This window comes from Thioclava sp. NG1, assembly GCF_003122275.1.
GTDB classification, from domain to species: domain Bacteria; phylum Pseudomonadota; class Alphaproteobacteria; order Rhodobacterales; family Rhodobacteraceae; genus Thioclava; species Thioclava nitratireducens.
In genome coordinates this window covers 55109-78246 of record NZ_QFBB01000011.1, presented here as the reverse complement: position 1 = coordinate 78246, position 23138 = coordinate 55109, and the positions used below count along the sequence as shown (strand labels likewise).

Here is a 23138-nt window from a genome sequence, read left to right as displayed (position 1 = left end):
CGGCGCCGAACAGCGCCGCGGTGTTTTCGTTTATCTGTTGGCTGTTCGCGCTTATTCGGCCGCGGTGTCGGAGGGCATCGCGGGGAGATCACCATCCGCCACCAGGTGTCCGTCGCCAACATCGCGCAGCGTGAGCCGCTGCGGGCCGGTGCCCAGCTTGTAGACCGGGCTGGGAACCTCGCCGGAGAGGCGCGGAATGGGTTCGCGCACCTTGTCGGGGTCGGGGATCGGCACGGCGGCCATCAGGCGCTTCGTGTAGGGGTGCTGCGGTGCGCCGAAGATCTGCGCCCGCGTGCCCATCTCCACGATTTGCCCCATATACATCACCGCGATCCGGTCCGATATGTTCTCGACCACGGCCATGTCATGGCTGATGAACAGGTACGCGATGCCGAACTCGCGCTTCAGCGCCTCGAGCAGGTCCAGCACCCGTGCCTGCACCGACACATCCAGCGCCGAGACGCTTTCATCCGCCACGATCAGCTTGGGCTGCAGCGCCAGCGCGCGGGCGATGCAGATTCGCTGGCGCTGGCCGCCCGAGAACTCGTGCGGATAGCGGTCGAGCTGATCGCGGGTGAGGCCGACGCGTTCGAACAGCGCCGCGACCTTCTCGCGTTGCTCCTCGGGGGTACCGATGCCATGGATCACCAGCGGCTCGGCCACCAGATCGCCCACCCGCATCCGCGGATCTAGCGCGGCCATCGGGTCCTGAAAAACGATCTGCACGTCGCGGCGCATCTCCTTCATCTTCGCGCCGCTCAAACTGCCCATCCTGTGGCCTGCGACCTCGATGCGGCCCTGATGCGGCACGAGGCCGGTCAGCGCCTTCGCGATGGTGGATTTGCCGCAGCCGCTTTCACCCACGAGCGAGAAGGTCTCGCCCTCCATGATGTCGAAGCTGACACCCTCGACCGCGTGCACCCGGTGCGTGACCTGCGACAGGATACCGCCGCGTATGTCGAAATGCACCTTCACGTCGCGCAACCGCGCCACGGGTTTGGCATCCGGCGACGCGCCCGCAGCGCCGCTGCCATCGCCCATGCGCGGTACCGCGGCCAGCAGGTCTTGCGTATAGGCCTCGCGCGGGGCGGTGAAAATCTGCGAGACAGGGCCGGTCTCGACCGCCTGACCCTGCTTCATGACGATGACCCGCTCGGCCATCTCGGCGACGACGCCCATGTCGTGGGTGATCAGGATGATCGCCGTTCCCATCTCGTCCTGCAGATCGCGCAGCAGGTCGAGCACCTCGCGCTGCACCGTAACGTCGAGCGCGGTCGTGGGCTCATCGGCGATCAGCACGTCGGGGCGCAACGCCAGCGCCATCGCGATCATCACGCGCTGCCGCATGCCGCCGGACAGCTCGTGCGGATATTGCGTCATGCGACGCTCGGGTTCGGAGATGCGCACACGCCGCAGCGCCTCAAGCGCACGGGTCCGAGCCTCTGGCTTCGAGACCGGCTCATGCGCGCGGATCGCTTCGGAGAGTTGCAAGCCGATCGTCAGCACCGGGTTGAGCGAGGTCATCGGCTCCTGGAAGATCATCGCGATGCGGTTGCCGCGAATGGCGCGCATCCGGCCCTCGGGCAGGCGCGTCAGGTCTTCGTCATGGAAGCGGATGGCGCCGGAACTGACCCGAAGGGCAGGGGGCGGCAACAGACCCATGATGGCCAGAGAGGTCAGCGACTTGCCCGACCCGCTCTCGCCCGCGATGGCGATGGTCTCGCCGCGTGCGAGCGTGAAGCTCAGATCGCTGACCAACGCGCGCTCGCGCCCTTCCGAGCGCACCGAGATGGTGAGACCTTCGACGGCGAGCACCGGCTGGGCGGGCTCCGGGGCCATGACGGCCCCGGCTTTCGTTTGTTGCATTTCGATCATTCGAACACGTTTCTCGGGAAGTAGAAGCTGACGACCCAGTTGGGCATATCGACGATCTCGGAGATGCGCAGATCGCCACAGGTCGAAACCAGCATATAGGCGTCGACCGCCGACATGCCGCGCTGTGCGCACAGAAGGTCGATCATGCCCGAGACCGCATCGCGCGCGCCCGACATCAGGTCCGGGCCGATGCCCGTCGTGACCTCGTAGCCCGCCGTGTCGAGGTGGCGCGTGACCGGCCCCGGCGTGGTGAAGCGCGGGAATTTCAGCGTCTCGTTCTTGATCAGGTCGAAGTTGAGCACGCAGTTCATCGGGCTTTCGATCGCGGTGCCGCAGACCTCGCCATCGCCTTGGGCGGCATGGGTGTCGCCCACGGAGAACAGCGCGCCCTCGACCTCGACCGGCAGGTAGAGCGTGGTGCCCGCCGCCAGATCGCGAATGTCGAGATTCCCGCCCACGCGGCGCGGCGGGACGATGGAATGCGGGCCGGCTTCTGCCGGGGCGACGCCGATCGTGCCGCAAAACGGTTTGAGACCCACCTTGCCTTCGCTGCCCCAAAGCGCCTTGTCGGGCGAGCCAGCGTCGTATTTCCAGATCGTCAGCGCCGGATCCTCGAACTGATCCGCCAGCAGGCCGAAGCCCGGAATGTTGGCGGTCCAACCCCAGGCGGAGCCTTCCTGCTCGCGCGGGGTGAAGCTGTCGATGGTGACCTTTAGCACGTCACCGGGTTTCGCGCCTTCGACATAGATCGGGCCGGAGACCGGGTTGATCTTGCCGAAATCGAGCGTCTTGACGTCTTCCACGGTCGAGGACGGTCCGAGCTGTCCGGCCGAGCTGTCGTGGCAATGGAATTCGATGGTCGATCCCGGGGCCACCGTCTCGGCCGGGACAAGCGAGTTGTCCCAGCCGAAATGGTGCTGTGCGCCGTGGATCGTATAGTCACAGGCTTTGCACATGCGCGCTTACTCCGTCACGTACACGTAGTCGTAGTTCACGGGGATCGAGACCGGGTCGACATAGAGCGCATCTTCGCCGCCCATACGGCTCGACTTCATGGTGTAGCGGTTCTCGTTGAACACCGGCACCCACGGCGCGTCTTCCATGACCTTCATGTAAACGTCGGACCATTTCTGCAGGCGTTCGTCCTGCTTGGCCGGGTCGGTAATCGAGTCCGCCTCGGTCGCCATCGCGTCGAGTTCCTTGTTGCAGTACCACGACCAGTTCCAGCCGCCCTCGACCGCACCCGCGCAACCCAGGATCGGCCCGTAGAAGTTGGACGGATCGGGGAAGTCGGCGATCCACGCCATGCCGCCCGACCAGATCATCGGCGCGGTTTTCGGCGTGCCGCCCGCTTCGATCACGTTGGCCTGCGCCAGCGCCTTGATGTCGACCTTCACGCCGATCTGCGACAGGTCCTGCTGGATCGCCTGGGCGATACGCGGGTTCGGATCGGTGTTCATCACGTAGAGCTCGGTCTCGAAGCCGTCGGGATAGCCCGCATCCGCGAGCATCTGCTTGGCCTTTTCCTGATCGAAGGGGTAGCCTTCGTAATCCTTGGTATAGCCCGGCATCGACGGCGGCAGCGGCTGGTTCGCGGGCGTGGCGCGACCGTTGATCATCTGCACGATGCGATCCTTGTTGATCGCCATGTTCATCGCCCGACGCACCTCGACCTTGTCGAAGGGCGCCATCTGGGTGTTCAGCGTGATGTAGCCGGTATGCAGCTGGCCGCCCATGACGACGCGCTTGGCCTCGTCGGGATTGTTCATCACCTCGTTGAACTTCGCCGGCGGGATGCCATCGCCGGGCACGTCCACCTCACCCTTCTGCAGGCGCAGCAGGGCCACGATCGGCTCCTGGCCGACCTCGAAGGTGATGGTGTCGAGATAGGGGATGCCCTCGCGCCAGTAATCGGCGTTCTTCTGGAACACGAGCTGCTGGCCGATCGTCCAGTCGGCGAGCTTGAACGCGCCGGTGCCGACGGGATGCTTGCCGAAATCGGTGCCGTATTCGTCGACCGCTTCCTTCGGCACGACCGAGGCGAAGTTCAGCGCCATCACGTGCAGGAAGGTCGCGTCGGCGCGCGACAGCTCGATCTTGACGGTGTAGGGATCGACGACGGTCACGCCTTCGAGGCTCGTGGCCGAGCCGTCCGCCATCGCGTCATAGCCCTTGATCGAGCCGAAGAAGCCTGCGCCGGGCGACTGGGTCGCGGGCGTGGTCACGCGGTCGAGCGAGTATTTCACGTCTTCGGCGGTCATTTCGCGACCGTTGTGGAACTTTACGCCCTTGCGCAGGTGGAAGGTGAAGACCGTGCCGTCATCCGAGATCTCGTAGCTCTCGGCGAGGCCGGGGCGCAGCTCGGTGGTGCCGGGAACGTAATCCATCAGCCCGTCGAAGATCGATTTGATCATCGACCAGTTCTGCCAGTCATAACCGATCGCCGGGTCCAGCGTGGCCACGTCATCCTTGTAGGTGATGACGATATCGCCGCCTTCCTTGGCGTTCGGGTCGGGGGTGTAGTCCGCCGCCGCGGCAAAGCTGCCGAAGCCCAGCGACACCGCGAGGGTGCTCGTCACGAGCATCTTTCTCATCAAGCTCATTTTGTCTCTCTTTCTCCGTTGGACGTTGGTCGAGGGGCCCGGTTCCTCCGGGGCTCTGGTTGCGATCAGCGCAGCTTGATGCGCGGATCGATGAAAGGTGTGATCAGGTCGGCCAGCAGGTTGCCCAGCACGATCGCGCAGGCGGATACGAGCGTGACGCCCATGATGATCGGGATGTCGACGCGCTGGATCGCCTGCCAGGCGAGCTGCCCGATGCCGGGCCAGCCAAAGACGCTTTCCACGACGACGATGCCGGACATGAAGATGCCGATATCGATCCCGATCATCGCGATGATCGGCAGGATGGCGTTCGGCATCGCGTGCAGCGCCAGCACCCGGAAGCGCCGCAGACCCTTGGCGCGCGCGGTACGGATATAGTCCGAGCGCAGCACGTCGATCATCGAGGAGCGCATCATCCGGCTGTACCAGCCCGAGCCCATGATCCCGAGGGTCAGCGCCGGCAGCACGAGGTTCGAGAAGCTGCCGTAGCCACCGATCGGGAACCAGCTCAGCTTGACCGCGAAGACATAGAGCAGAAGCAGGCCGACCACGAATTGCGGCGCCGAGACCGCGACGAACGAAGTGATCATCAGCGACTGGTCGAGCGCGCCGCCGCGGCGGATCGCGGCGACGATGCCCAGCGTGAGCCCCATGATCAGTTCGGCGACGATCGCGCCCAGCATCAGCAGGAGCGTCGCGGGCAGACGCGCGGCGACCAGCGTCGCGACCTCGGTCTTCTGCAGGTAGCTGCGGCCCATATCGCCCTGGAACAACCCGGTCAGGTAGCGCCAGTATTGCACGATGAAGGGCTGATCGAGGCCCAGCTGGTGGCGGATATTGGCAACCGTCTCGGGCGTGGCCGAGCGGCCCGCGATCTGACGCACCGGGTCGGCCGGCAGCACGAAGAGCAGGAAGAATGTGATGAAGGAGACGCCGAGAAGGATCAGGGCAGCCTGGATCAGGCGTCGGATCAGATAGGCCAGCATCAGTCACGCCCTCTCTGCGTCGGGTCGAGCACGTCGCGCAATGCGTCGCCCACGAGATTGAAGGACAGCGCCAGCAGCAGGATCGCGGCGCCCGGGATGAAGACGAGCCAAGGGGCCGCCTGGAAATAGGTCTGGTTCTCGAAGATGATGTTGCCCCAGCTCGGCGTCGGCGGCTGAACCCCCACGCCGAGATAGCTCAGCGTCGCCTCCAGCAGCACCGTGGTCGAAATCCCCAGCGTGCCCCAGACGATGATCATCGGCACCAGATGCGGCAGGATGTGGCGGAACAGGATACGCACGGTGCCCGCGCCGAGGGTCCGCTCGGCGGCGACGAATTCACGCTCGGCCAGCGCGGAGGTCTCGGTGAAGACCACGCGCGCCGTCTGCACCCAGTTCACCAGCGCGATCACCATCGCGACGATCCACAGCGACGGCGTGAAGATAGCGGCGAGGCAGATCGCCAGCAGCAGCGCCGGGAAGGCCATCATCAGGTCGGTGAAGCGCATCAGCACCGCACCGATCCAGCCGCGGAAATAGCCTGCCGTCACGCCGATCAGCGTGCCGATGATCAGCGCAAGGCCGTTGGCGACGACGCCGATGATCAGCGAGGTCCGCGCGCCGTAAAGGATGCGCGAGAACAGGTCGCGGCCGAGAAGGTCGGTGCCGAGCCAGAACTTTTCGCCCGGCGGCATGGGGGCGCCTTCCAGCGTCAGCCCGTCGAACATCTGGTCCTGCGGCTCGAATGGCGCGATCCACGGCGCGAAGATCGCGCCAAGCGTTACGATCGCGATGATCGCAAAGCCCAGAAGGGCGAGCTTGCGGCGCATCAGGCGGCGCAAGGCGCTTTGCGGTCGGGCCGGTCCCTCAGCCAAGGTCGCGTCGGTCATCACTCTTCCTTTGTTCGTCATGGTTGGCGACGATGCGGCGCGCGGCATCCTCGAAACTCACGCGCCAGGCCATCGCCATCTGGCGGAGCTGGTCATAGGCCTCCGCCTCACTCTTTCCCCGCGCGGCCAGCAGAGTGACCGCCCGCACCACCGTCTGGCGCTCGTCGAGGCGGCGACGCAGATCCGCGATCTCCGCCGAAAGCTGCGCCCGCGCCTCGAAACCGAGCCGCGCGATCAGCAGCGCTGAATAGACCCCGCCATCGCCCACCGGTTTGAGGAGCTGCGCATGGGCACCGGCTTCCAGCGACCATTCGATCCGGCCCGGCGCTTCGGTCCCGATCAGCGCGATCATCGGCATCGGGCTTTGCCCCGGCTTCCACGGGAATTGCTCGTCATAGCCCTGATCCGCGTCGAAGAAGACGAAATCGCCCGACAGCGCTTCCGCCGGAAGTTCGGGCCAGCAATGCACGACCGTCAGTCCGATCGCGCGCAACTGCCGCTCGAGCGCCTGCACGGTCGCGTGCGGGCGATGCAGGATATAGGCGCGGGCGCCACCGAGATCGGGGATGCGGATCTTGCGTTTCATGACACCACCTTCAGTCGGGGCGCGCCGGGCGAGACCGCGTTGCGACCCCGTGCGAGATAGGGGTCGCCCGCGACGGCTTCGAACCGCTCGCGAACGGTGAAAGCGCCGTTCTCGACCTGCGCGATCAGGACGGGCAGGGCGGTATGGTGGGTCGAGGCGTCGATGCCCTCGGTACCCTGCGGCGCATCGTGCAAGAGTTGTGCGAGGCTCTGGCCCGGGGCGTCTTCGTGCCCCGAGAGCAGAAGCGCGAGACGATAGACCGAAGACCAAGCGGCCGCTTCATGCGAGGAGCCGAAATTGCGCTGCGCCTGCGGCCAGCCGGTCGCGCCGCGGAAATACGGCCCGGCGGCCACGAGCCCCTCGGCCGCGCCCGGATGGATCGCGGGCAATTCGCATTCGGTCAGATTGCACGAGAGGATCGGGCAGGTCTCGGGCCGGAAATGGGCGTCCTCCTGACCGAGCCTGTGATAGGCTTCGAGGAAGGCGTATTGCGACGGGCCGATCAGGTTGTTGAGAATGAAATCGGGCCGGGTTGCGCGAATTTCAGCAATCATCCGGTCGACATCAAGCGAGCCGAGCGGCAGGTAACGTTCGCCCAGAACCTCGCCGCTAGCGGTCGAGATCACGTCTCGGGCGAGCCGGTTCATCTCCCAGCCCCAGATGTAATTCGAGCCGGTCAGGAAGCCCCGCCGTCCCAGCCGGGCGAAGGCCCAGCCGAGCATTGGCAGCAGGTGCTGGTTCGGGCAGGCATGGGTGTAGACGACATGATCGGAGGCTTCGAACCCTTCGTAGGGCACCGCGTACCAGAGCGTACCGCCCGCTTTCTCCAGCGTCGGGATCACTTCCTTGCGGCTCCACGACGTGACGCAGCCGATCACGTGGCGGGCATCGCTGTCTCGCAGAATTTCCTCGCAGAGCGGACCATAGGCGTCGATGTTGCCCTCTGGGTCGCGCTCGACCGGAGCAAAGGTGAGCGGGAAATCGGGCATCGCGTTGATCTCTGCAATCGCGCTCAGCGCCCCGGTCCGGCAAGCCTCTGAAATCAGAGAATAGCTCCCCGAGCGGGAATATAGCAGGCCAAGTTCGATCCGTTTCTTCATATCCGCTCCCGCAGCACCCCTGATCCAAAACGCAAAACGCCCCGCTGACTTGCCGCAGGAAAGCGGTGTCAAAGCGAGGCGCAATTGCCGTTCGGGTTGTTCCGATGTGGAACCAAATTTGCAGCGTGAGACTCAGGCGGCAAGCGCAAATTGCGAAACCCCAGCGGGTTCACAGCTCAGAGGTGGATTTTTCGCGGTGGCTGCACAAAATTTGTGCACAAAACCGTCATCTGAGAGCAATGTTTTGTCACACGCCGGTGAGAATCGGTTTTGGAGGGATCGGTTTCGTTCGTCCGAGCACGACGCGCCGCGTCTGCCGCCGGGAACAATGCTGCCGGCGCGGCGACTGGCTTCGATCCGGGAGCCTCTGACTTTCCGCAGGGGGCGGCTGTTTGCCAAAATTCGGAAGCCGGGAAAAAGGGCAAGCGCTCCGCTCGCATGGCAAATTCACCGAAAGAGGCGGGCCACGCGCCGAGCTACGCTATCTAAGCGCTGATTTTAGTGGATATTTTCCCCACATTCATTTGCCGGGGAAAGTGGCGGAGAGACAGGGAATCGACGATCTAAGCTTTTTCAATCACTTAGGCTGTCAAACCTCCTAAATCCTCTTCACTGATTTCCATAGCTTTTCAGGGCATTTGTCAAACCTTTCGGACCCAACTCGGGAAACAAAAACCCCCACCGGCTGCGACCAGTGGGGGCCATGAAATCTGACTAGCGGGACCGGCTAAGTCCCCGTGTCGCGGCACCGAAAGTGGAATATACGATGCCTCCAAAATATAGCACCAATGCCCCTATAGGCCAAGTCTCTGCCGCTCTGGACCTCGCCCGAGCTGGCATCCCTGTCTTCCCGGTGGACGCGAAGAAACGCCCGCTGGTGAAGTGGAAGGACGCGGCCACGACCGACGAAGGCCAAGTCCGCAAATGGTGGAAGAGGTGGCCCGACGCCATGCCCGCCTTCCCGACGGGCGAGCCGTCTGGAATCGCTGTGCTGGACCTTGACCGAAAAGACGGCAAGGACGGCTCGGAGGCTTTGCGCCAGCTTGGCTTTGAGCCGGAGTCGCCCATTGTGGTGGAGACGGTTTCCGGCGGCCTGCACCTGTGGTTTGAGCACAAGCCGGGGCTCAGGTGCAGCGTGGGCCAAGACAAGGACGGGCTGGCAGGTGTGGACGTGCGCGGCGAGCGGGGCTTTGCCGTTGCGCCGGGGGCCAAGGGCTATTCCTTCAAATCGGGCGATCTGGACCTTTGGGCCGATCTTCGGGACGTGCATTGTCTGCCCGCGTGGCCTGCCGCCTTGCCGATGCAACCGCGCGCGATCCGGGCCAGCTCCGGGGCCGAGCCGTCCGGGCTCTCTTTCGACGCGCTTCGGGCCGCTCTTCTTTCCCTGTCCCATGAAACCCGGGAACGTCTCTTCGGCTCTGACGCGGAGTGGTTCAAGGTCTGCCGCATCATCGTGGACGAAACCGGCGGCTCCGAAGAGGGCAATGCACTTTGGCATGAATGGTCCGAAGGCTGGGGCGGCTATGACCACCATGAGGCCGAGTCCAAGTGGTGCCGCGAAAACGCCTATACTGGCGAGCGGGCGAGCGTCTGGGCGATCTTGCGCCCTGCAATAGACGCCGGGTGGACGCACCCCGACGTTGAGGCGTGGCGGGCGGCGACGGCTGCCGAAGACTTCGACGGCCCCGACGCGGAAGAGGATACGGCAATTGCGGCGCTTGTGGGCACCCCTTCTAAGGCCGTGTCTAAAGTCGAATGGGGCACGCCGATGATGCGAGGCGACCGGCCCGTCATCAACCTCTTCAACACGACCGTCTACCTTGGGCGCAATCTCGACTCAATCCTTCCCGGGCTTGCCAAGAACCTCATGAGCGGGCGGGACGAATGGCGCGACGGGCAGCTCAATGACGCCGCCGTGTCGCTCGCCCGCATGGCGCTGGAACGCCGGGGGCTCGAAACCGTGGGCAAGGAAATGGTGGCCGATGCTGCCCACGCCGTTGCCCAGAAGTGCGCCTATCACCCGATCCGCGACCAGCTCAACGCCTTGGTTTGGGATGGCACGGAACGGCTCGAATCTTGGCTGGTGCGACACGCGGGGGCCGAGGACTCGCCCTACGTCCGCACCGTCGGGCGCAAGTTTCTGATTGCGATGGTGGCCCGCGTCATGAAGCCGGGATGCAAGCAGGACCACACGCTTGTCCTGTCCGGGCGGCAAGGCCAGAACAAGAGCACGGCTTGCCGCGTCTTGGCGGGGGCCGAGTATTTCAGCGACACGCTGCCGTCCATCGGTGGCGACAAGACCGATGCAATCCGTCACCTGCAAGGCAAGTGGCTGGTGGAGCTGGCCGAGCTGGCACCGTCCCGGAAGAGTGAGTCCGAAGACCTGAAGGCGTTCCTTTCGGGGGCGGTGGATCGGGTGCGGCTTCCCTATGCCAAATTTGACGAAGCGTTCCCCCGCCAGTGTGTCTTTGTCGGGACGACGAACGAAGACCAGTTCTTGCGGGACGCCACGGGCGGGCGGCGCTTCTGGCCGGTGACGGTAACGCGGGTAATTGACGTGGAGGCATTGGCCGCCGAACGCGACCAGCTCTTTGCGGAAGCCGTGGCCGCGTTCAAGGCGGGCGAACCGTGGTGGCTGGACCGCGACTTTGAGGCCGAGCACGCCGCGCCGGTTCAAGCTGCCGCCTATGTTTCCGATAGCTGGATGGACGACGTTTCCCGGTGGCTTGAAGGGATGGTTGAAGAGGTAGGTGGCGAGCCCGTGCCCCGGGAAGAGGTGACGGTTTCGGAAGTCCTGAATGGGGCACTTGGTATTCTGCCGGGGCGGCATACCCGGGCGGACCAGAACCGAGCCGGGGCCGTGCTCCGGGAATTGGGCTGGGCGGTGCACAAGACCAAGCGGCGCAACGTCTGGCGGAGGGTGCAGGGATGAAGGTGGATACGGTGGATACCTTGGTGGATACGGGTGTCCACCTGCAACCATCTGTTTTACAGGGTGAAATTCGTCTGGTGGATACGGTGGATACCTATTCCCGAAAAAACTACTGGGGAAGCAAGACGGCTGCCCGCCCCGTGGCTAGCAGGGCTCAGGCACTACAATGGGGAAAAGGTATCCACCGTATCCACCCCTCAGATAAAGCCAATGATTACAGCCTCTTGGAGGTGGATACCTTGAGCGGTGGGTATCCACCCCTTCCGTGGGGCGGGCGTTCCCGGCTTTACCGGCGTTCCCAACGTTCCCGTGTGGGTCCTTTCCCCTCTGGGCGCGTCGGGGGGGACGCGGAGCCCCGGTTCTTGTCGCTTTACAAGAAAATCAGGAATGAAAACCCAACTGATGGCTTCTGCTGGGATTCACTCAGAGATGTTCGCTCCCCTCGCGCGGTCAAAAGTGACCTTTTGATCATAGATGAGCGGTTTGCCCTTTGCCGCACGGTAGATCGTATCCGCGAGAACAAAACCGATTTTTGCGAAAAGGGCACCGAATAGGATGAAGACGCCAAAAAAGCTGAGTGCCATCGCCGCCGTGCCGCCGTCAGAATTAATGAGTGCGCCAGCTATGCAAACAATGCCGCCAAAGATCGCGATCAGTGCAATAATCGCATTTAGTCGCCCGGCCCAAATCATGCCAATCTCCAGTATTTTAGTTTTCAAAATCATTAGTTTGATGAGTTCTGGCGAGCAAATGTGGCGAGAACTTGGAGCTTTGGTGCAAAGAGTGAGAGGCCCGCATGATCCCCAAGACTGAAATGGCAGAAATCGACGCGCTGGTGGGTGGCCCGGAACCCGAGGGCGTGACCGCTGGTGAGCTGGCGGAATGGCTCGGCCTGACCGCCAACCGCGTCTCGACCCTCGCCCGGGAAGGCGTGATCCCCCGGAACGCTGACAAGCGGTTTCCCCTCCGGGCCGCGATCCGGGCCTATTGCGAGAACGCCCGTGCCGGGGCCACTGGCCGCCGGGCCGACGCCGAGCTGGCCGCCGAAAAGCTCCGGCTCGCGAAAGAGAACGCGGACAAGCTCGCCTTCCAGAACGCCCGAGCCCGTGGCGAGCTTATCGCCGCCGCTGAGGTGGAACGCGAGTGGGCTGGCGTCTTGCGGGACGTGCGTGCCGCCTTCCTCGCTCTACCGAGCCGAGCCGCTGGCAAGCTCGGCCACCTGACCCCGCATGACCTTGCCGCGCTGGACGCTGAAGTTCGCGACGTGCTCATTGAGTTGACGAAAGAGGAGAATCGAAATGATGGCTAGAAAGTTTTTTGCAGCTACGTTTATTTGTTTGTTCCCGGGTGTTCTGCTTGCACAGGAAATAACTGAAACAGAATGTGCCGAATTGGGAACAACGCTTCAAATTCTGGCAAAGCAAAACCTGCGCATCTCGGAAATCAGGCAAGGAATAGCTTCTGATATTTTTAGCGCTACGGTGAAGAATTCTCCGGCGTCAATGGAAACGGTGAGAATTTTAGAAGGCATTGCCACGAAGCTTGATGATAGCGCAGTAGATGCGACCGATCTGCTTCCGGGCATCAGGGTCTACAGAAGGCTTTGCCGTGACTGACGCCCTGACCCGCACCCGCCGCAACGCTATGGCCGCTCTGAAGCCGCCGCCGCGCCTGAGCCTGCCCGATTGGATCGAAGGCACCATGCGGTTGCCTGAAGGCGTCTCGGCCACTCCGGGGCGAGTCACGCTCTGGCCGTATCAACGGGGCATCGCTGAAGCCATTTCCGACCCGCTCATAGAGCGCGTGACCGTGGTGAAGCCGGTGCGCGTCGGGCTGACCACGCTGCTTTCGGGCACCGTGGCCGCATACATCGCCAATGAGCCCGCGCCGATCATGGTCTTGCAGCCGACCGAGGCGGACGCCCGCGACTACGTGGTGAGCGATCTGGAACCAATCTTCTCGGCCACGCCGGAGTTGAAGGGGCTCATGTCAGCCGAGACCGACGAAGCCGGGCGCAACACGCTGCTGTCTCGCCGCTTCCCCGGCGGCAGCCTTAAGGTGGTGGCCGCCAAGAGCCCCCGCAACCTGCGCCGCCACAACGTCCGTGTCCTGCTGATCGATGAAGCCGACGCGATGGAGCCGGGGGCCGAGGGCTCGCCCCTCACGCTAGCCGAACGCCGCACCCTTAGTTTTCCCAATCGCAAGATCGTGCTGGGCAGCACGCCCACGCTTGAGGCCACGTCCAACGTGCTGCGGGCCTACGCCAACAGCGACACCCGCGTATATGAGTGCCCGTGTCCGCACTGTGGCGACTTCCATGAGATCACGTGGGCAGACATCCAATGGCCCGAGGGCGAGCCCCTGAAGGCCGCCTATGTCTGCCCGAGCTGCGGGGCCGTGACCGAAGAGCGGCAGAAGCCCGCAATGGTGGCCGCCGGGCGCTGGCGGATCACGCGGCCCGAGGTGGAGGGCCACGCCGGTTTCCGGCTCAACGCGCTTGTGTCCACGCTGGCCAACGCCTCTTGGGGCAAGATCGCCCAAGAGTTCCTTGAATCGAAGGCGCACCCCGACAAGCTGCAAGTCTGGACCAACACCCTCATGGGCCAAGGTTGGCGCGAGGCCGCCGAAGAGATTGATGACGCGGCACTGGCCGCCCGGGCCGAGCCTTTTGGGCTGCCCGATGCGATCCCGGGAGACGTGCTGTTTGTCACCTGTGGCGTGGACGTGCAGCGCGACCGGCTGGAAATGGTCTTCGTGGGATGGGGCAGGGATGAAGTCTTCATCTTGGCGCAAGACGTGATCTATGGCGACCCGATGGGGGACGGCGTGTGGGCCGAGCTGGACGACGCCCTGCGAACAGTCTGGAAGCACCCCAAGGGCGGCTTCCTGCGGGTGGACGCCACGGGCATTGATGCGGGCGACGGCGTGACGATGGACCGAGTTCTTGGCTTCTGCCGCCCGCGCATGGGCCTTCGCATCTATGCCGTGAAGGGCGCATCGGGCGACCGGCAGGCGATTAAGGCCAGCGACACGCGGGGCGCGCGGCTCTTCATTGTGGGCGTGGACGGGCTCAAGGGGCAGCTTATCAATCGACTGACCCGTGGCCGCTCTGTCCGCTTTTCTGATACGCTGGAAGGGCGCTTTTATGAAGAGCTGGCGTCCGAACGGCTGGTGGTCCACTACCGCAAGGGCGCACCGATCCGGCAATGGGAGCGCACTCCGGGTCGCAGGGCGGAATCCCTCGATTGCGTCATCTACGCAATGGCCGTGCGCAATCTGGTCAACGCCAACGTGGACCGCCGCGCCGAAGAAGTTCAGGCGGTGACAATGCCCAAGCGCCGCGCTACCGTGGCCAAAAGTAAATGGCTTGAGGGGCAGTAGAGTTGGCCAATAAGAAATATCAGATTTTCGTTTCATCTACCTTTCGCGATCTGGCTGACGAACGTCAGGACGCTATACGCAACATTCTTGACTTGAAGCATATCCCGGCCGGAATGGAGCTGTTTCCCGCTTCCGATGTTGACCAGCTTGAGTATATCAAGCGCGTGATCGATGAGTGTGACTACTACCTTTTGATTATTGGTGGGCGCTATGGGTCTTTAGATGAAGCTGGTATTAGTTTTACCGAGCGAGAGTATGACTACGCGATCGAAACGGAAAAGGTGGTTATCGTTTTTGTTCATAACAATCCCGCCGCGATTCCCGTTGGTAAAAGCGAAACAACGCAAGAGGCAATTGACGCTTTAAATGCCTTCCGCGAGAAGGCGATGAATGGTCGTCTTGTGAGGATGTGGAATACTCGACAAGATTTGGAGATGATGGTGGTGAAAGCTCTGATGCACGCCTTTGATGACCACCCCAAGCAGGGCTGGATTCGCGGCGATGCTGCGGCAAGCGATGAGTTGCTTGCCCAAGCAAACAAAGCACTTCAGGAAAATGCGTCTCTTAAAGAAGAGCTTGAGAAGATCAGAGCTATGTCCGAACCCATTGTAGATGGGCTGGCTGATTTTGACGAGGTTTTCACTATAAGATGTCGCGTTAGGACAGGCAGAGTCAATGGATCGCCAAGGTATGCAGCCAAGAACATTGGTGCAACTTGGTCAGATATTTTTGTTGCTGTCGCCGGGTGCCTGACGCGACCGATGATGGACGGTGTTATAACCCAGGGAATTAGAGCCTTGGCTGAAGATTGGGACTTAGAACCCGTATATGATATCCGAGACACCGATATGATCACAATAAAAGCACAACTTATTGCGCTTGGATTGATATCGGCGCGACAAGCTCAGGCCACTCAGGGCGGGATTCAAGAGTTTCTTTCTCTAACTAACAAGGGGCGGAATCTGTTTCTTGAGAAGAGAGTCGTTAAAAAGTCGTAGTCAGAGGAGCTTCTGGACGTGAATTAGGCGTTTCATGAGGTCTGGGTCAAATCCAATTTCCGGATAATCATCGAGCCCAAGCTCATCCAACCTTTGTAATGCAAACGCTGCCGCTATTACCGGCGGAGAGCTGCGGTAAGCCAAGGCTTCGAGCTTTTGGCGCAATGTCATGATAATTTCCTTTTGTCGGGTGTGACCGGGCGGGCGAGGATGCCCCGCCCAGTCACTTCGTGCACTCGACTGTTGGCCCTTCCCGAAGCCAACACCGTCGTCATAAAGGTCGCGTATTGACCAGTCAACCCAAAATGGGTTAAAGGGTCGAATGGCCAAAAAATGGGACTGAAGCATGACCTATACCATCACCGATGCAGCGACCGTGTTCGCGACGCTCGACAACCTAACGGACGAAGAGAACCGCAAGCGCGCCGACAAAGCGCTGCGGCATCTGACGCAACGCCACGCTTTCCCGCCCGAAGGCCGGGCCGGTCGCGCGGACACTTACAGCATGGAAACCATTTGCGCGCTGCGCCTTGCCCAGAAGGCGAGCGCCTTCGGCCTCGACCGCTGGCAGCTCGAACGGCTTATCCGGTTTCTTCTGAGCACGCCCCGCACCGCGCCCGGGCGCACCCTGAGCCTCATCGGTGAAGGCATCTACAAGGCGGAGGCCGGGCAGGTCTTCGGCGTGTCTCTGGTCATGTATGCAGACGGACGTTTCGCCTGCGCAGCCGATTGGCCGAGCGAAACGCCCGAGCAAGACGCGAGGGTGGATTCGATCTTCGAGTCCGCTGACCTCGACTTCGGGCCGGAAGACTGCCGCTTCCAGCTCTGCGCATCGCGCCTCATTTCCGAGCTTCTGACGGCCATCAGAGGGATGGAGGGCTAACACCATGTCCCTGCTGACCCGCCTCAATCCCTTCAAGCGCGACGCGGCGCCGGTGGCCGTCCGATCCTTTGACGCGGCTGCCGGTGGCCGTCGTGGCGCGGGCTTCGGGCGGCACTTCGGCTCGCATGGGACTGAGACACTGGCCGCCGCCATTCCGGTGCGCGCCCGGGCTCGGCACGCCTATGCCAACAACGGCTATATCCGCAACGCCGTGGACGCGATTGTGGCCGAGGCCGTGGGGGCGGGCATCGAAGCCAATTCAGCCTATCCCGATAAGGACGTGGCCGCGCTTATCGACAAGGAGTTTTCCGATGCCGATCTGGACGCCGAGGCGCGCACCGACTTCCGGGGCATGACCGCCGCCGCCGTGCTAGCCGAAATCGTAGACGGGGAAGCCCTCTTCGTGGCCGAGAACCGCGACGCGCGGACCGTCTGGCGGCAATACCCTGCCGAGGCTCTGGACGAAACCGACACCCGCGAGCTGGGCAACGGCGGCTATGTGGTGGCGGGCGTGGAGTTTGCCGCCAATGGCACGCGCCGCGCCTATCACTTCCGCCCGCAACGCCCGACCGATCTTTTCCCGACCCCGCAAGAGACCATCCGCGTTCCGGCTGAAGACGTGATCCACATTTTTCGCCAGCTCGGCCCGGGCCAAGTGCGCGGTATTTCCCAGCTCGCCCCGATCCTGCTTACCGTCAATGAGCTGGACCAAGCCCTTGATGCCATGCTTGTCGGGCTGAAAATCTCTTCCATGTTCGCGGGCTTCGTCACCGACACCACGAACATGGGCGGGGCCGGTGAAGCCTTCCCCGAAGCCGATGGCGGGGACATTTCCCTTGAACCCGGCGTGGTGCGCGTCCTGCCGGGCGGGACTGACATCAAGTTCGCCGCGCCCGAGCAAGCCAAGGAGTCCATTGCCTTCGCAAAGCTGACGCTCGGCCAGATTGCCGCCGGGCTTGGCGTGCCCCAACACCTTGTTGACGGCGACCTGAGCCAAGCGAACTATTCTAGCCTGCGGGCCGGGCTTCTGCCGTTCCGGGCCAAGGTGGAGCAATACGTCTACCACACGCTTGTCCCGCAATTCCTGAATCCGATCTTCCAACGCTTCGTCACTGACGAATACGTGGCCGGGCGTCTGGACGTGGCGGACCTTTCCGCCGCGCGGAAAGCCGAGTGGCTGCCGCCGCGTCCCATGCAGGTGGACCCGCAAAAGGACATGGAAGCGGCCCGCGCTGCCCTCGAAATGGGGCTGACCAGCCGCCGCCAAGCTGTTGCACAGCTCGGCTGGAACGTGGCCGAGCTTGACCGCGAGATTGCCGACGACCGCGCGCGGGAAGCCGAGCTTAGCCTGTCCTTCAGTAGTGGAGACGCGAATGCCCCTCGATAACTCGCTGACGCGGGCCACCCAGACCCGCCCCAACAGCTATGACCCGGAGACGCGCACCGTCTCCGCCGTGATCGCCACACCGTCGCCCGTGACCCGGCGCGACGCCCGGGGGCCGTTTCTGGAAGTGCTGACCGCCGACACGCTGGACCTGTCGGGCTCTGACGGGCTGCCCGTCCTGGACTCGCACCGCACCGCCTCTGTCCGCGACCAGCTTGGCCGCGTCCGGTCCATCGGCGTGGAAGGCGACGCCGTGGTGGCCGTCCTTGAAATTACCAGCGCCGAAGACGCGGCCCCCGTGGTCCAGCGGATCGCGGACGGCACCGTGAGCGGAGTCAGTATCGGCTACCGCGTCTCGGGCTGGGCCGAACGGAATACGCCGCAGGGCAGGGTGAAGAGCCCGACCGGGTGGCGTCTCACCGAGGTCACTTTGACCTCTAATCCGGCGGACCCGTCCGCCCGTCTACGGCAGAAAGAGGACCCCATGCCCGAGACCATCGAAACCCTTTCGCCGCGAGAGGCGGAAGCGCAACGCCGGAGCGACATCCGGGGGCTTGTCCGCGCTGCCGGGCTTGGCCCGGAGCTGGCCGACCAGCTCATTGACGACGAAGCCGACATGACCGCCGCCAAGGCTGCCGTCTTCGACGCTCAGCAAACCCGCCGCTCGGCCCCCGTGGTCCGCGTGCATGGCTCGAACGAAGACCCGGCCACGATCCGCACCCGACAAGCCGAGGCGCTTGCCTATCGCATGGGCGGGCTGGAAGAGCTGCCCGAGGCGTCGCGCACCTATGCCGACGTGAGCCTGATGGACATGGCCCGCGAATCCGTGGAGCGCATGGGCACCAGCACGCGCGGCATGAGCCGGGATGAAGTGCTTCACCGCGCCGCCGCGCACGGCACCAGCGACTTCGCCCTGACCGTCATGGACGCGACCGGCAAGACCGCGATGGCGTCTTACCGGGCCGCCGAAAGCCCCCTGAAGGCGCTTTGCCGCAAGCAGACGCTCCGGGACTTCAAGACCAGCACGGCAATTCGCCTTGGCGAAATGGGCGAGCTGGAAGAGATGGCCGAGAATGGCGAGTTCACCGCCACCAGCCGGGCCGAAGAGGGCGAGTCCATCAACCTCAAGACCTTTGGCCGCCGGATCGACCTGACCCGGAATCTCATCATCAATGATGACCTGAACCTTCTGAGCGACACCGTGCGCGCCTTTGGCGAGGCGGCTGCGCAGACGGAAGCGGCGATCATGGTGGCGATGCTAACCAGCAACCCGGACATGCGCGACGGCACGCCCGTCTTCGACGCCAGCCGGGGCAACATCGGGGAAACCGCCGGGCTGCCGTCCAAGGCGACCTTGACCGAGAACCGCGAAGCCATGCGCCTGCGCAAGGGCACCGATGGCAAAACCATCATCGACGCGCCGCCGCGCTACCTGCTGGTGCCCGCCGATCTGGAAACCGAGGCCGAGGAAATCCTTGCCGCGATCCAACCCGGCACCACGGCGGACGTGAACCCCTTCGCGGGCAAGCTGAAGCTGCTGGTGGAACCGCGCCTGCCGTCGGGCACGTGGTATCTCTTCGCGGACCCGGGCCGTCTGGCCTGCCTGCGCTACGCCTATCTGAGCGGGGCCGAGGGCGTCCAAGTCCAGCGCCGCGAAAGCTGGGACACGCTGGGGCTGTCCTTCCGGGGCTTCCTCGACTTCGGCGCGGGCTGGCTCGACTGGCGCGGCGCGCAGCGCGTGGCGGCTTCCTGATGGCGCTGACGCTCGACCAGCTCACGCAAGCCCGTGACGCGCTTCTGACGGCGCGTGCGGGCGGCGTGCGGCGCTTCCGTGACCAGAATGGCGAGGAAGTCGAATACAAGTCCGACGCCCAGATGGCCGCCGCTCTGGCGTCGCTGGACCGGCAGATTGCCGAACTGGCCGGGCGTCGGACGCCGACCACCCTTCATTTCCGAACCTCGAAAGGAACCTGAAATGCGCAATTTCGTGCAACCCGGTGAAAACCTCACCGTCACCGCCGTGGCCGCCGCCAGCTCTGGCGATGGCGTCAAACTCGGCAATCTCTTCGGCATCGCATCGGGCGACGCCGCCATTGGCGAACCTCTGGTGCTGGTGACGGAAGGCGTCTTCGAGATGCCCAAAGTCTCCACCGACGAACTGGCCGTGGGCGATGCGATCTATTTCCGCGCGTCCGACGGGGCCGTGACCAGCACCGCCAGCGGCAATACAAAGATCGGCGTGGCCGTCTCGGCAGCGGGCAACCCGTCCGGGTCCGTTCGGGTCCGCCTCAACGGAGCGTTCTGAGGTTGATATGCACACCCCGGCACGACATAGAGCGTTGCCCGTTCCGACCGCGCGACTACTGTCGCGGATTGAAGCGGCTGCTTATGCCGGGGTGTCTCCCAATACCTTTGACAGAATGATGGCCGACGGCTTCATGCCCGGCCCGAAGCGGATTTATAGCCGCATCCTCTGGGACGTGCGGGCGCTGGACGCTGCGATTGATTGCTTGCCGGGCGACAGTGACTCGTCCGAAGATGGTTCCGATGACAACGAATGGGACCAAGTATGAAGCAACTCCGACGACCACCGCCTTACTGTCAGGGCTTTACAGACAGACATGGAAAGGTCCGCTGGTATCTTCGCAAGCCCGGCGTGCCGCGCGCGGCGCTTCCCGGCTTGCCGTGGAGCCCCGAATTTATGGCCGCTTATGAAGAGGCTTTGGAGGGCAGCGTGCCGCAGGTAGGCGCAAAAAAGGTTAAGCCCGGGAGCGTGGACGCGCTGGTGGCGAGCTACTATCAGACTGCGGATTTTGCCGGGCTGCGAAGCTCGACTAAGACCACCTATCGCGGCATCATCGAGCGCTTCCGAACTGCGTATGGCGACAACCGCGTTGCAAAGATGGAAACCAAACATGTTCGGGCGATCATCGGAGCCAAGGCCGAGACGCCCACGGCGGCGAACAACCTGTTGCGCATGATTCATCTGCTGATGCGGCACGCAGTTGAACTGGGCTGGCGTCGTGATGATCCGACGCAGGGCGTCCGCAAAATCAAAGTGCGATCTTCTGGTTTCGCGACGTGGGAGGAAGAGCACATCGAAACCTTCCTTGCGACACACAAGCCGGGCACGCGGGCGCATCTAGCTTTCATGCTCTTGCTCTATACGGGGCAAAGGCGCTCGGACGTTGTGCGTCTTGGCCGCCAGCATGTCAGAGAAGGTGTGCTGACGATCACACAGCAGAAAACGGGCACTACCGTTCATGTGCCGGTCCTTCGCCCTCTTCGTGAAGCGATAGAGGCGACGCCGCGCGACAACCTGACCTTCCTGACCACTGCACAGGGTAAGCCTTTCAGTCCAGCGGGTTTTACGAACTGGTTTCGGGATGTGACAACTGAAGCTGGGCTTCCCAAGGGGCTGTCGCCTCACGGGCTTAGAAAGGCCACCGCGCGACGCCTCGCCGAGCATGGCCGTTCCGCGAACGAGATCATGGCCGTTTTGGGCCACGCCGCGCTTGCCGAGGCAGCCCGATATACCGCCGCAGCCGACCGCAAGCGACTGGCGACGGAAGGGATGAAGGCACTAGAAGAGAAGGAAACGCGAACGAACATTGTCAAACCCAGCCCGAAGGTTTGACAATCTGACCCCTAAGGGTTTGATTTTATTGCTGCCAAAAGAGTGGATGGCGGAGAGACAGGGATTCGAACCCTGGGTCGGCTCTCACCGACAACGGTTTTCGAGACCGCCGCATTCGACCACTCTGCCACCTCTCCGCATCAGGGGTCGTTTCGTAGGGCGGGATTTAGCCGCCCTCGCGCGCCCTTGCAACCCGTTTTTCGAGGATTTTTTCAGATCCTTCGCAAAGCCGTCATAAACGTGAGGTCAACGCATCCGGAGCGCCCCGTCGAGGCGGATCACTTCGCCGTTCAGATAGCCGCTCTGGACGATGAAACCGGCAAGTTTGGCGTATTCCGACGGATCACCGAGCCGCTTCGGGAAGGTGACTTCGGCGGCGAGGCTGTCCTGCACCTCCTGGGGCAGGCCCTTCATCATCGGCGTGGCGAAAATGCCCGGCGCGATGGCGCAGCAACGGACGCCCTGGCTGGCCAGATCGCGGGCGAGGGGCAGGGTCATCGCGACGATTCCGCCTTTTGACGCCGCATAGGCTGCCTGGCCCTTCTGGCCGTCGAAAGCCGCGATGGAGGCAGTGTTGATGATCACGCCACGCTCGGGGCCGGGGTTGCGGGCCATCTCGGCGGCGGCGAGGCGGGCGACGTTGAAGCTGCCCACGAGGTTGATGTCGATCGTGCGCGCGAAGCTCTCGAGCCGGTGCGGCCCGTCGCGGCCGACCACGCGCTCGCCGGTGGCGATACCGGCGCAATTGACCGCCACATCGATGCCGCCCATCGCGTCTACTGCGGCTGCGATCCCGGCGGCGACGCTGTCCTCGGAGGTCACGTCGACCTCGGCGAAGGTCGCGCCGATCTCTGCCGCATAAGCCTCGCCGCCCGCCCGGTCGCGGTCGAAGAGCGTCACCTGCGCGCCCGACTCAACGAAGTGCCGCGCGGTCGCAGCCCCCAGCCCCGAAGCGCCGCCGGTGATGATGGCGCGAATTTTGCTCAACTCCATGTGATACTCCCTCGAAATGAACGCGTGTTCATTAACCAGTGGAACCGCCGCTTTGTCCAGTGTTGCCAATGCATTTTGCGGCTGCAGCATCCGGCACCCCGATCACGTCTTGTGACAGCTTCGGCAACCTGCCGCCTATGGCCGGAACCAAGCCGATTGACGTTGCATTGAATGAGCATAGGTCCGGGCAACGGATCTGATCCAAAACGTCTCAACGGGGGATGAACCCCCAAGACAGGAGAGAGAGAAACATGAAACGTATCATCGTTACGTCGAGCATTCTGGCACTCGCTGGCTCCGCCGCGATGGCGGGCGGCTACACCACCCCGGCACCGGCTCCGGAAGTCACCCCGGCACCGGTCGCAGTCGCGCCCGCGCAGTTCAGCTGGGACGGCTTCTATGCCGGTGCTCAACTCGGCTACGGCAAGGCTGACCAGTCGATCGATGGCGACGGCGTCGTGGGCGGTCTGCACGCGGGTTACCTGCGCGACTTCGGCGGCTATGTCCTCGGTGGCGAGCTGGCTTATAACGCCGCGAACATCGACGACAACACCACCGGCGCGAAGGTCAACTCGATGACCGACCTCAAGATGATCGCCGGTGCGCCCTACAACAACATGCTGTTCTACGGCACGCTCGGTGCGTCCTACGTCGACGCTGAAGACAATTCGGGCGCCAGCTACTCCGACACCGTTCCGCTGGTTGGCGTCGGCATGAAATATGCCATCAACCCGAAGTGGACCGTCGGTACCGAGCTCGACTACCGCAAGGGCAACAACTTCGACGGCACCACCAACGATCTGAACACCACGACGCTGAACCTCACCGCGTCCTACAAGTTCTGATCTGGAACGGATCGTCTGATATCGACGGGCGGGGGGAAACCTCCGCCC

The 23138-nt window shown here is 63.3% G+C and carries 23 protein-coding genes and 1 tRNA gene; 13 read left to right on the top strand and 11 right to left on the bottom strand.

The genetic code is table 11. The features are described from left to right. Window positions 1-51: 51 nt before the first annotated feature. From DEM26_RS17475 to DEM26_RS17445, 7 genes are all read right to left on the bottom strand, one after another. Window positions 52-1866: an ABC transporter ATP-binding protein gene (locus DEM26_RS17475; RefSeq protein WP_109172985.1), complete on the bottom strand. Its 1815-nt coding sequence runs from the start codon at window positions 1864-1866 to the stop codon at window positions 52-54. Between the two features lie 5 nt (window positions 1867-1871). Then, a complete protein-coding gene (locus DEM26_RS17470; RefSeq protein WP_109172961.1) occupies window positions 1872-2831 on the bottom strand; it encodes an acetamidase/formamidase family protein in 960 nt (319 codons plus the stop codon). Window positions 2832-2837: 6 nt separating this feature from the next. Next, complete coding sequence (locus DEM26_RS17465; RefSeq protein WP_075776625.1) at window positions 2838-4469, bottom strand: ABC transporter substrate-binding protein; 1632 nt, start codon at window positions 4467-4469, stop codon at window positions 2838-2840. A 74-nt stretch (window positions 4470-4543) separates the two neighbouring features. Continuing rightward, the gene (locus DEM26_RS17460; RefSeq protein ID WP_075776568.1) at window positions 4544-5464 is read right to left on the bottom strand and encodes an ABC transporter permease; all 921 of its coding nucleotides are present in this window, start codon (window positions 5462-5464) and stop codon (window positions 4544-4546) included. After that, on the bottom strand, window positions 5464-6351 hold the full coding sequence (locus DEM26_RS17455) for an ABC transporter permease (protein WP_075776567.1): 888 nt from the start codon (window positions 6349-6351) through the stop codon (window positions 5464-5466). Before DEM26_RS17455 ends, DEM26_RS17460 begins: the two co-directional genes overlap by 1 nt. Then, complete coding sequence (locus DEM26_RS17450; protein ID WP_109172960.1) at window positions 6329-6937, bottom strand: ANTAR domain-containing response regulator; 609 nt, start codon at window positions 6935-6937, stop codon at window positions 6329-6331. The genes DEM26_RS17455 and DEM26_RS17450 overlap by 23 nt, the downstream gene beginning before the upstream one ends. Further along, window positions 6934-8037 carry a transporter substrate-binding protein gene (locus DEM26_RS17445; protein WP_109172959.1) on the bottom strand — a complete coding sequence of 368 codons (1104 nt, stop codon included), beginning with the start codon at window positions 8035-8037 and terminating at the stop codon, window positions 6934-6936. The genes DEM26_RS17450 and DEM26_RS17445 overlap by 4 nt, the downstream gene beginning before the upstream one ends. A 766-nt stretch (window positions 8038-8803) precedes the next feature. Between DEM26_RS17445 and DEM26_RS17440 the strand changes: the two genes are divergently transcribed. Beyond that, window positions 8804-10969 (top strand): VapE domain-containing protein, encoded by a 2166-nt coding sequence (locus tag DEM26_RS17440; protein WP_109172958.1) that lies wholly within the window; start codon window positions 8804-8806, stop codon window positions 10967-10969. 419 nt (window positions 10970-11388) lie between these two features. Here DEM26_RS17440 and DEM26_RS17435 read toward each other — a convergent pair whose 3' ends face one another. After that, window positions 11389-11661, bottom strand: coding sequence for a hypothetical protein (locus tag DEM26_RS17435; protein WP_109172957.1), 273 nt, complete (start codon window positions 11659-11661; stop codon window positions 11389-11391). A 104-nt stretch (window positions 11662-11765) separates the two neighbouring features. Between DEM26_RS17435 and DEM26_RS17430 the strand changes: the two genes are divergently transcribed. Genes DEM26_RS17430 through DEM26_RS17415 form a run of 4 tightly spaced genes read left to right on the top strand, consistent with a single transcriptional unit; the run spans window position 11766 to window position 15348 of the window. Beyond that, window positions 11766-12278 carry a hypothetical protein gene (locus DEM26_RS17430; RefSeq protein ID WP_109172956.1) on the top strand — a complete coding sequence of 171 codons (513 nt, stop codon included), beginning with the start codon at window positions 11766-11768 and terminating at the stop codon, window positions 12276-12278. Further along, on the top strand, window positions 12268-12585 hold the full coding sequence (locus tag DEM26_RS17425; RefSeq protein WP_109172955.1) for a hypothetical protein: 318 nt from the start codon (window positions 12268-12270) through the stop codon (window positions 12583-12585). Before DEM26_RS17430 ends, DEM26_RS17425 begins: the two co-directional genes overlap by 11 nt. Beyond that, window positions 12578-14350 carry a phage terminase large subunit family protein gene (locus DEM26_RS17420; protein WP_233243176.1) on the top strand — a complete coding sequence of 591 codons (1773 nt, stop codon included), beginning with the start codon at window positions 12578-12580 and terminating at the stop codon, window positions 14348-14350. The genes DEM26_RS17425 and DEM26_RS17420 overlap by 8 nt, the downstream gene beginning before the upstream one ends. Window positions 14351-14352: 2 nt before the next feature. Then, window positions 14353-15348: a DUF4062 domain-containing protein gene (locus tag DEM26_RS17415; RefSeq protein ID WP_109172953.1), complete on the top strand. Its 996-nt coding sequence runs from the start codon at window positions 14353-14355 to the stop codon at window positions 15346-15348. Here the strand turns inward: DEM26_RS17415 and DEM26_RS20435 are convergent, their stop codons facing one another. Next, window positions 15349-15519, bottom strand: a complete 171-nt coding sequence (locus DEM26_RS20435) for a hypothetical protein (protein ID WP_158275152.1) — start codon at window positions 15517-15519, stop codon at window positions 15349-15351. A 175-nt stretch (window positions 15520-15694) separates the two neighbouring features. On the opposite strand from DEM26_RS20435, the gene DEM26_RS17410 reads away from it, so the two are divergent. Genes DEM26_RS17410 through DEM26_RS17380 form a run of 7 tightly spaced genes read left to right on the top strand, consistent with a single transcriptional unit; the run spans window position 15695 to window position 21252 of the window. Beyond that, window positions 15695-16231 carry a hypothetical protein gene (locus DEM26_RS17410; protein ID WP_109172952.1) on the top strand — a complete coding sequence of 179 codons (537 nt, stop codon included), beginning with the start codon at window positions 15695-15697 and terminating at the stop codon, window positions 16229-16231. Between the two features lie 4 nt (window positions 16232-16235). Beyond that, window positions 16236-17618, top strand: coding sequence for a phage portal protein (locus tag DEM26_RS17405; RefSeq protein ID WP_109172951.1), 1383 nt, complete (start codon window positions 16236-16238; stop codon window positions 17616-17618). Then, complete coding sequence (locus tag DEM26_RS17400; RefSeq protein ID WP_109172950.1) at window positions 17605-19368, top strand: prohead protease/major capsid protein fusion protein; 1764 nt, start codon at window positions 17605-17607, stop codon at window positions 19366-19368. The genes DEM26_RS17405 and DEM26_RS17400 overlap by 14 nt, the downstream gene beginning before the upstream one ends. Continuing rightward, window positions 19368-19589, top strand: a complete 222-nt coding sequence (locus DEM26_RS17395) for a phage head-tail joining protein (RefSeq protein ID WP_005978338.1) — start codon at window positions 19368-19370, stop codon at window positions 19587-19589. The genes DEM26_RS17400 and DEM26_RS17395 overlap by 1 nt, the downstream gene beginning before the upstream one ends. A gap of 1 nt (window position 19590) precedes the next feature. Next, on the top strand, window positions 19591-19920 hold the full coding sequence (locus tag DEM26_RS17390) for a DUF2190 family protein (protein ID WP_109172949.1): 330 nt from the start codon (window positions 19591-19593) through the stop codon (window positions 19918-19920). 34 nt (window positions 19921-19954) lie between these two features. Continuing rightward, entirely contained in the window at window positions 19955-20188 is a 234-nt protein-coding gene (locus tag DEM26_RS17385; RefSeq protein WP_233243173.1) for a helix-turn-helix transcriptional regulator, read from the top strand. Then, on the top strand, window positions 20185-21252 hold the full coding sequence (locus DEM26_RS17380; RefSeq protein ID WP_158275151.1) for a tyrosine-type recombinase/integrase: 1068 nt from the start codon (window positions 20185-20187) through the stop codon (window positions 21250-21252). The genes DEM26_RS17385 and DEM26_RS17380 overlap by 4 nt, the downstream gene beginning before the upstream one ends. A 47-nt stretch (window positions 21253-21299) precedes the next feature. Here the strand turns inward: DEM26_RS17380 and DEM26_RS17375 are convergent. Then, window positions 21300-21389 (bottom strand) — tRNA-Ser (locus tag DEM26_RS17375). Between the two features lie 109 nt (window positions 21390-21498). Beyond that, window positions 21499-22245 (bottom strand): SDR family NAD(P)-dependent oxidoreductase, encoded by a 747-nt coding sequence (locus DEM26_RS17370; RefSeq protein ID WP_088718700.1) that lies wholly within the window; start codon window positions 22243-22245, stop codon window positions 21499-21501. A gap of 251 nt (window positions 22246-22496) precedes the next feature. Here DEM26_RS17370 and DEM26_RS17365 point away from each other — a divergent pair, with 251 nt between their 5' ends. After that, window positions 22497-23090 carry an outer membrane protein gene (locus tag DEM26_RS17365; protein WP_158275150.1) on the top strand — a complete coding sequence of 198 codons (594 nt, stop codon included), beginning with the start codon at window positions 22497-22499 and terminating at the stop codon, window positions 23088-23090. Window positions 23091-23138: the final 48 nt, after the last annotated feature.

Excerpts from the sequence above, each read along its gene's own strand:
- DEM26_RS17365 (WP_158275150.1), top strand. The coding sequence starts at position 22,497 with ATGAAACGTATCATCGTTACGTCGAGCATTCTGGCACTCGCTGGCTCC.
- DEM26_RS17390 (WP_109172949.1), top strand. The coding sequence starts at position 19,591 with ATGCGCAATTTCGTGCAACCCGGTGAAAACCTCACCGTCACCGCCGTG.
- DEM26_RS17435 (WP_109172957.1), bottom strand. The coding sequence starts at position 11,661 with ATGATTTGGGCCGGGCGACTAAATGCGATTATTGCACTGATCGCGATC.
- DEM26_RS20435 (WP_158275152.1), bottom strand. The coding sequence starts at position 15,519 with ATGACATTGCGCCAAAAGCTCGAAGCCTTGGCTTACCGCAGCTCTCCG.
- DEM26_RS17445 (WP_109172959.1), bottom strand. The coding sequence starts at position 8,037 with ATGAAGAAACGGATCGAACTTGGCCTGCTATATTCCCGCTCGGGGAGC.
- DEM26_RS17450 (WP_109172960.1), bottom strand. The coding sequence starts at position 6,937 with ATGAAACGCAAGATCCGCATCCCCGATCTCGGTGGCGCCCGCGCCTAT.
- DEM26_RS17370 (WP_088718700.1), bottom strand. The coding sequence starts at position 22,245 with ATGGAGTTGAGCAAAATTCGCGCCATCATCACCGGCGGCGCTTCGGGG.
- DEM26_RS17440 (WP_109172958.1), top strand. The coding sequence starts at position 8,804 with ATGCCTCCAAAATATAGCACCAATGCCCCTATAGGCCAAGTCTCTGCC.
- DEM26_RS17400 (WP_109172950.1), top strand. The coding sequence starts at position 17,605 with ATGCCCCTCGATAACTCGCTGACGCGGGCCACCCAGACCCGCCCCAAC.
- DEM26_RS17405 (WP_109172951.1), top strand. The coding sequence starts at position 16,236 with ATGTCCCTGCTGACCCGCCTCAATCCCTTCAAGCGCGACGCGGCGCCG.
- DEM26_RS17470 (WP_109172961.1), bottom strand. The coding sequence starts at position 2,831 with ATGTGCAAAGCCTGTGACTATACGATCCACGGCGCACAGCACCATTTC.
- DEM26_RS17395 (WP_005978338.1), top strand. The coding sequence starts at position 19,368 with ATGGCGCTGACGCTCGACCAGCTCACGCAAGCCCGTGACGCGCTTCTG.
- DEM26_RS17475 (WP_109172985.1), bottom strand. The coding sequence starts at position 1,866 with ATGCAACAAACGAAAGCCGGGGCCGTCATGGCCCCGGAGCCCGCCCAG.
- DEM26_RS17460 (WP_075776568.1), bottom strand. The coding sequence starts at position 5,464 with ATGCTGGCCTATCTGATCCGACGCCTGATCCAGGCTGCCCTGATCCTT.
- DEM26_RS17425 (WP_109172955.1), top strand. The coding sequence starts at position 12,268 with ATGATGGCTAGAAAGTTTTTTGCAGCTACGTTTATTTGTTTGTTCCCG.
- DEM26_RS17455 (WP_075776567.1), bottom strand. The coding sequence starts at position 6,351 with ATGACCGACGCGACCTTGGCTGAGGGACCGGCCCGACCGCAAAGCGCC.
- DEM26_RS17380 (WP_158275151.1), top strand. The coding sequence starts at position 20,185 with ATGAAGCAACTCCGACGACCACCGCCTTACTGTCAGGGCTTTACAGAC.
- DEM26_RS17410 (WP_109172952.1), top strand. The coding sequence starts at position 15,695 with ATGACCTATACCATCACCGATGCAGCGACCGTGTTCGCGACGCTCGAC.
- DEM26_RS17430 (WP_109172956.1), top strand. The coding sequence starts at position 11,766 with ATGATCCCCAAGACTGAAATGGCAGAAATCGACGCGCTGGTGGGTGGC.
- DEM26_RS17465 (WP_075776625.1), bottom strand. The coding sequence starts at position 4,469 with ATGAGAAAGATGCTCGTGACGAGCACCCTCGCGGTGTCGCTGGGCTTC.